At 63.8% G+C, this 6,397-nt stretch carries 6 protein-coding genes; 4 read left to right on the forward strand and 2 right to left on the reverse strand.

The genetic code is table 11. From position 1 onward, the window contains the following. The first annotated feature begins 63 nt into the window (after window positions 1–63). The 4 genes from BW981_RS21155 (at window position 64) to BW981_RS21170 (ending at window position 5,703) form a co-directional block, all read left to right on the forward strand. Window positions 64–462, forward strand: a complete 399-nt coding sequence (locus tag BW981_RS21155) for a FixH family protein (RefSeq protein WP_076442828.1) — start codon at window positions 64–66, stop codon at window positions 460–462. Next, on the forward strand, window positions 459–1,877 hold the full coding sequence (locus tag BW981_RS21160) for an efflux RND transporter periplasmic adaptor subunit (RefSeq protein ID WP_076442830.1): 1,419 nt from the start codon (window positions 459–461) through the stop codon (window positions 1,875–1,877). The genes BW981_RS21155 and BW981_RS21160 overlap by 4 nt, the downstream gene beginning before the upstream one ends. Continuing rightward, entirely contained in the window at window positions 1,874–5,053 is a 3,180-nt protein-coding gene (locus BW981_RS21165; RefSeq protein WP_076442831.1) for an efflux RND transporter permease subunit, read from the forward strand. Before BW981_RS21160 ends, BW981_RS21165 begins: the two co-directional genes overlap by 4 nt. 158 nt (window positions 5,054–5,211) lie before the next feature. After that, window positions 5,212–5,703, forward strand: a complete 492-nt coding sequence (locus BW981_RS21170; RefSeq protein WP_076442833.1) for a DUF411 domain-containing protein — start codon at window positions 5,212–5,214, stop codon at window positions 5,701–5,703. Between the two features lie 58 nt (window positions 5,704–5,761). Here the strand turns inward: BW981_RS21170 and BW981_RS21175 are convergent, their stop codons facing one another. Together BW981_RS21175 and BW981_RS23200 are read right to left on the reverse strand one after the other, a co-directional pair. Continuing rightward, window positions 5,762–6,109, reverse strand: a complete 348-nt coding sequence (locus BW981_RS21175; RefSeq protein WP_076442835.1) for a hypothetical protein — start codon at window positions 6,107–6,109, stop codon at window positions 5,762–5,764. A 93-nt stretch (window positions 6,110–6,202) separates the two neighbouring features. Beyond that, on the reverse strand, window positions 6,203–6,397 hold a 195-nt coding region (locus BW981_RS23200; RefSeq protein ID WP_210188718.1), incomplete at its 5' end, for a hypothetical protein.

Genomic DNA, 6,397 nt, shown 5'->3' on the forward strand with positions numbered 1-6,397 from the left:
GGCTAGCGCCACGCTTTGAGCTGCCCCGCGGGCGCGGCAGCCTCACTGTCTCAGGATTCGACAATGATTATCACCCATACGCTGCGCGCGCTCGTCGCCGCGCTTCCGCTCGCCGCCGTCACATTGCCGGCCTTGGCGGATATCAAGGATTATGAATTCCAGCTCGCCCAGAGTGAATTCAAGCAAGGCAATGGCGTCGTCATGACCGTCAAGCTGATCGACAAGCGATCAGGCAAGCCGGTGCCGGATGCCGTCATCTTCGCCAAGCGGATCGACATGGAGCCGGAGGGCATGGCCACGATGGCCTCTCCCATCGAAGCCCTCCCAGCTTCGGAGACGGGGGCCTACAGCTTCAGGACGAATTTGGTCATGGAAGGCAGTTGGCGCTTGTCGCTTGGCGCCAAGGTCCAGGGCGAAACCGGCACGCTTGAAAACAAACTGATCCTCAAGGCCCTGCCATGAAACGCATCGCCCTCACGGGCCTGGCGCTCGCTGCCGTTCTGGCGGCGGGAGGGGCGGGCTATTGGGCCGGTCATCGCGGTATCGCGGTGCCTGGCCTGCAGAATTGGCTCGGCATCGAAGGTTCGCTCGCAGCGAACGCGCCCGCCGGAACAGGACCGGTGATCTACTACCAGGAGCCGGATCGGAAACCGGTCTATTCGGCTGAGCCACACCAGACGGCAGACGGTCGGCCGTTCAAAGCCGTGCGCACCAGCGAAGATACCAGCTTCGAGGAGAAGCCGCCGGTCGAGAAACCGGCGGCCCAAGCCGAGAAGGGGCGCATCCTCTACTATCGCAATCCGATGGGCCTTCCGGATACGTCGCCGGTGCCCAAGAAGGACTCGATGGGGATGGACTATCTCCCCGTCTATGAAGGCGAGGGGAGCGAGGACGGAATCATCAAGCTCTCGCCCGGGCGCATCCAGCGTAGCGGTGTCCGTTCCGAACCGGTCCGTCGCCAGACCATTGCCCAGACCGTTCGTGTTCCTGGCGTGGTGCAACTCGACGAGCGGCGGATTTCCGTGGTGGCGATACGTGCTGACGCCTTCGTCCAGGAGGTCGCGCCGGTCACGACCGGCGACCGTGTCGCGAAGGGTACGCGACTTGCGCGCATCTACTCGCCCGAAATCAGCACGGCTGGCGCCCAGTTCATCACCGAGCTGAACGCTGCAGCACGAGGCGTGCCCGAAGGGGGCGCAAGGCAGCGCCTCGAAAACCTCGGTGTTCCCGCCGAAATCATCGCCGAGATCGAGCGCAGCCGGAAGGTGCCGCCGACGGTGAATTGGACGGCACCGCGTGATGGCATCGTGCTGGAGCGCAACGTCAGCGACGGCATGAAGATGGCTGCCGGAGGCAGCCTGTTCCGGCTTGCGGATATCTCGACGATTTGGGTCCTGGCCGACGTGCCGGAGCGTGATCTGGCCGAGATCCGGATCGGAGCGCCGGCGACGGTTCGGCTCCGCGGCCGCCCCGGCATGAGTTTCGAAGGGCGCGTCGGCGTGATCTACCCACAGATCGCCGAGGCGACGCGCACGGCAAAGGTCCGTATCGAACTAGCCAATCCGGACGGTGTCCTGCTGCCGAACATGTATGCCGACGTCGAGATCGGCGCTGGTGATGCGACCGCAGAACTGGCGGTTCCCAGGAGTGCCGTCATCGATAGCGGCACACGAAGCGTCGTCATCCTCGATCGCGGCGAAGGCCGCTTCGAGCCCCGCGAGGTCAAGCTTGGCCGGCGTGGCGACGGCATGGTCGCGATCACCGAAGGTGTTTCCGAAAGCGACCGTGTCGTCGTCTCCGCCAATTTCCTGATCGATGCGGAGAGCAACCTCAAGGCCGCCCTGAGTGGCTTCGCCCAGCCGGAGGCCAAGCCATGATCGCCCGCCTGATCGCCTGGTCGGCGCGCAATCTCATCCTCGTCTTCGTCGCCACGGCCTTCGTCGTTGCCGCCGGGCTCTACGCGCTCAGGACTTTGCCGCTCGACGCCATCCCCGACCTCTCCGATGTCCAGGTCATCGTCTACACCGAATATCCCGGCCAGGCGCCGCAGGTGATCGAGGACCAAGTCACCTATCCGTTGACGACCTCGATGTTGACGGTGCCGAAGGCGCGCGTCGTGCGCGGCTTCTCGTTCTTCGGGGTCTCCTTTGTCTATGTGATCTTCGAGGACGGCACCGATCCCTATTGGGCGCGCTCGCGCGTGCTCGAATACCTCAACACCGCCGCGCGCCGTCTGCCATCGGGCGTGACGCCGACGCTCGGGCCGGACGCGACCGGCGTCGGCTGGGTTTACCAATATGCGGTGATGGCCAAGGACATGTCCCTGGCCGAACTCCGTTCTCTGCAGGATTGGAAGATCCGCTTTGCGGCTTCGCGTGCGGAGGGCGTCGCCGAGGTCGCCAGCGTCGGCGGCTTCGTCAAGCAATACGCCATCGTCGTCGATCCGGTACGGCTGCGCGCCCAAGGCGTCTCGCTGGCTGCGCTGCGCGAGGCGGTCCGCGCCAGCAACCTGGATGTGGGCGGCCGCACGGTCGAGCTCAGCGAATTCGAATTCATGGTGCGCGGCCGCGGCTATCTGAAGTCGATCGCCGACATCGAGAACATCGTCCTGAAGAGCGAGCGCGGCGCAGCCTTGCGCCTTTCCGATGTCGCCCGCGTCGAGCTCGGCCCGGATGAGCGGCGCGGCATCACCGAGCTCAACGGCGAGGGCGAGGTCGCGAGCGGAATCGTCCTGCAGCGTTTCGGCGCCAATGCACTTGCCGTGATCGAGCGCGCCAAGGCGCGGCTTGCCGAGATCACCTCGAGCCTGCCAGGCGGGGCCGAGATCGTGCCGGTCTATGACCGCTCCGGGCTGATCGAGCGGGCAATCGAGACGCTAAAGGGCACATTGATCGAAGAGAGCATCATCGTCGCTCTGGTCTGCATCGTCTTCCTGCTGCACCTGCGCAGCGCGCTGGTGGCGATCATCATGCTGCCGGTCGGCATCCTGATGGCCTTCGCCGCGATGAAGGCGCTCGGCCTCGGCTCCAACATCATGAGCTTGGGCGGGATTGCCATTGCGGTCGGCGCCATGATCGACGCCGCCATTGTCATGATCGAGAATGCCCACAAGCACCTCGAACGAGCGCGGCCGGATAAACCGCGCGTCGAGATCCTGATCGAGGCGGCAAGCGAGGTCGGGCCAGCACTGTTCTTCAGCCTGCTCGTCATCACCGTCTCTTTCCTGCCGATCTTCACGCTGGAAGCGGAGGAAGGCAGGCTGTTCGGGCCGCTCGCCTACACCAAGACCTTCGCCATGGCGGCTGCAGCCTTGCTCTCGGTGACCCTGGTTCCGGCGCTGATGGTCATCTTCGTCAGGGGCCGGATCATTCCGGAGGCCAGGAATCCGATCAACCGGATATTGATCGCGCTCTACCGCCCGCTCATCCGCGTCGTGCTCAGGGCGAAGACATTGACGATCGTTCTGGCGGTCGCGGTGCTGGGCCTCAGCCTCTGGCCGGCGCGGCAGCTCGGCTCCGAGTTCATGCCGACTCTCGACGAAGGCACGCTGATGTACATGCCTACCACCTTGCCCGGCATCTCCGTCACCAAGGCGGCCGAGCTGCTTCAGACCCAGAACCGGATCATCCGCTCCTTCCCGGAGGTCGCCTCGGTCTACGGCAAGGCCGGACGCGCCCAGACCGCCACGGACCCGGCGCCGACCGAGATGTTCGAGACGATTATCAACCTGAAGCCCAAGGCGGAATGGCGCGAGGGCGTCACGCTCGACAGCCTCAAGGCGGAGATGGACAAAGCTCTCCAGTTCCCCGGCGTCTCCAACGCCTGGACGCAGCCGATCCGGGCTCGCATCGACATGCTGGCGACTGGCATCCGCACGCCGATCGGGGTCAAGGTGTTCGGCACCGATCTCGGGCAGATGGAGGCGATCTCGCGCCAGGTCGAGACCGTGCTGAAAGCCGTTCCGGGGACGAGCAGTGCCTATGCCGAGCGCGTCATCGGCGGCTATTTCCTCGACATCGTGCCGGACCGTATCGCACTGGGACGCTACGGGCTTTCCGTTGGCGACGTCCAGAATGCGGTCGTGATGGCGATGGGCGGCGAGACTGTAACGACGACGGTCGAGGGCCGCGAGCGCTACGGGGTCGCCATCCGCTATCCCCGCGACCTGCGCTCCGACCCGCAAGCGATTGCCCGCGAGGTGCAGGTCTCGACGCCGTCCGGCGCCAGTGTGCCACTCGGCGAGGTCGCGAGCATCGAACGCAAGCGTGGCGCCACCTCGATCCGCACCGAGAACGGCGAACTGGCCGTCTATATCTTCGTCGACACCGCCGGACGCGACCTCGGTGGCTATGTCCGCGATGCCCAGGACGCGATCTCACAAAGCGTCAAGCTGCCTGCGGGCTACCGCGTCGCCTGGAGCGGCCAGTTCGAATATCTCGAACGGGCCGAGGCTCGGCTCAAGCTGGTCGTACCCGTAACCCTCGCGATCATCTTTCTGCTGCTTTACCTGAATTTCCGCAGATTGACCGAGACCATCATCGTCATGCTCTCGCTGCCCTTCGCATTGGTCGGTGGCGTTTGGTTGCTCTGGTGGCTCGGCTTCAACATGTCGGTCGCCGTCACCGTCGGTTTCATTGCACTCGCAGGCGTCGCCGCCGAAACCGGTGTGATCATGCTGATCTATCTCGACCATGCGCTGGTCGAGATCCGGGAGCATCGATCGCTGGAGGGCAAGGCGTTCACTCGTGCGGATCTGCAGGAAGCGATCATGCTCGGCGCGGTCGAGCGGGTGCGGCCGAAGATCATGACCGTGGTCGCAATCATGGCGGGCCTGCTGCCGATCCTCTGGAACACCGGAACCGGTTCCGAGGTGATGCAGCGCATCGCCGTGCCGATGATCGGCGGCATGGTCTCATCGACCGTGCTGACGTTGCTGGTGATCCCGGCGATCTACGGGCTGATCAAGGGTTGGCGGCTCCCGCCGGCCGAGGAAACCGGCAGCGTGGCAGCCCGGCCCGCGCCGGTGCAGCGGCAAGCTGCGGTCGTTGAATAGGTGGATAGACCGAGATGCACGACATGATGAACGGCATGGGCTGGAGCATGGGAGCGCTGCATTGGCTCATCGTCGCAGTGCCGCTGTTGGTGATCGCCGCCTTGGTAAAATACGTCTTCTTTCGGTGAAGACGCAGTCGAGATTGAAGGAGAACAGCCATGCAAATCGATATTTCGCCCACTCGCCGCGCGCTGATGCTCGGAACGGCGCAAGCTTTCACAGCCATCGTCCTGGCCGGGCCGGTAGCAGCGACGGAAACATTGCCCAGGATGACCGTGACCCGCGATCCGAACTGCGGTTGTTGCGGCAATTGGGTCGAGCATATCAAGTCCGCCGGTTTTCCGGTCGATGTGATCCAGGTCGATGACGTGCTGCCACTCAAGGCCAAGCTTGGCGTGCCGGAGGCCCTGATGTCATGCCACACGGCCGAGATTGGCGGTTATGTCATTGAAGGGCATGTCCCGGCCGAGGCGGTGAAGCGCCTGCTTATCGAGCGCCCGAAGGCGATCGGCATTGCGGTTCCCGGCATGCCGGTCGGCTCGCCCGGGATGGAGGTGTCTGGCCAGACGCCGCAGCCCTACGAAATCGCCATTTTCTCAGCCGGCAAGCAGCACGTGTTTGCTCGCTATCGCGGGCTGCAGCAGGTCTGATCTCGTCCGGGAGGAGTGGAAGCCGGGCGAAATGAAGCCGCCCGGCTCAACGTCTGCGTTATTGCTTCGCAGTGCAGAGAATGCGGGTTTGTTCCATGTAGAGCGCGCCGTCCCGCTTGGAGATTTCAAAAGCGCGCTGAAGGCCGCTGTCGAACGTTACGACTACCGCGTTATCGGCAAGCGTGAAGCTTCCGCTGCTTTGCCAGAGGCCGTCATAAGAGAAGCGCCCATCATTATCGAACGTGAAATGCGCTCCTCCTGCTGTCGCGCAGACCTTGCCGTTGATCGCGCTAGTGACCTCTTTAATCCCCGGGGCCAGATTGGCACGGTGAGCCGCCGCCGGCGCAAGGGGAGCCAGGATAAGCAAGCAGGTCGCCGACAGGGCGATTTGGCGGAACATCCTCATCACAGCCTCCCCTGGTTTGCCCAGAGGGAAACCCGCTCGGGGCTTGCGTAGCTAAGCTTGAGATGGGGATGACGACTTCAGATGTGAAGTGTTTCACTTCTGTCGGGCGAGGATCGCCTCCATTTGCGCGATTTCCCGATATTGCGATTTGGTGATGTCCTGACAAAGCGCAATGATCTCAAGATCGGTGATACGTAAGCGCCACGCCGGTCCCCTCGTGCGGTTCATGAGCTGCATGTGGCAGCATCCTCCGATTGGCGAGACGGAGGATCGGGATGGAAGCAGACG

The sequence above is a fragment of the Allobosea sp. TND4EK4 genome, from assembly GCF_900156025.1.
Taxonomy (GTDB): domain Bacteria; phylum Pseudomonadota; class Alphaproteobacteria; order Rhizobiales; family Beijerinckiaceae; genus Allobosea.

What these genes read in the sequence shown, in the direction of transcription:
- BW981_RS21155 (WP_076442828.1), top strand. Translation starts at nt 64, where the DNA reads ATGATTATCACCCATACGCTGCGCGCGCTCGTCGCCGCGCTTCCGCTC.
- BW981_RS21160 (WP_076442830.1), top strand. Translation starts at nt 459, where the DNA reads ATGAAACGCATCGCCCTCACGGGCCTGGCGCTCGCTGCCGTTCTGGCG.
- BW981_RS21165 (WP_076442831.1), top strand. Translation starts at nt 1,874, where the DNA reads ATGATCGCCCGCCTGATCGCCTGGTCGGCGCGCAATCTCATCCTCGTC.
- BW981_RS21170 (WP_076442833.1), top strand. Translation starts at nt 5,212, where the DNA reads ATGCAAATCGATATTTCGCCCACTCGCCGCGCGCTGATGCTCGGAACG.
- BW981_RS21175 (WP_076442835.1), bottom strand. Translation starts at nt 6,109, where the DNA reads ATGAGGATGTTCCGCCAAATCGCCCTGTCGGCGACCTGCTTGCTTATC.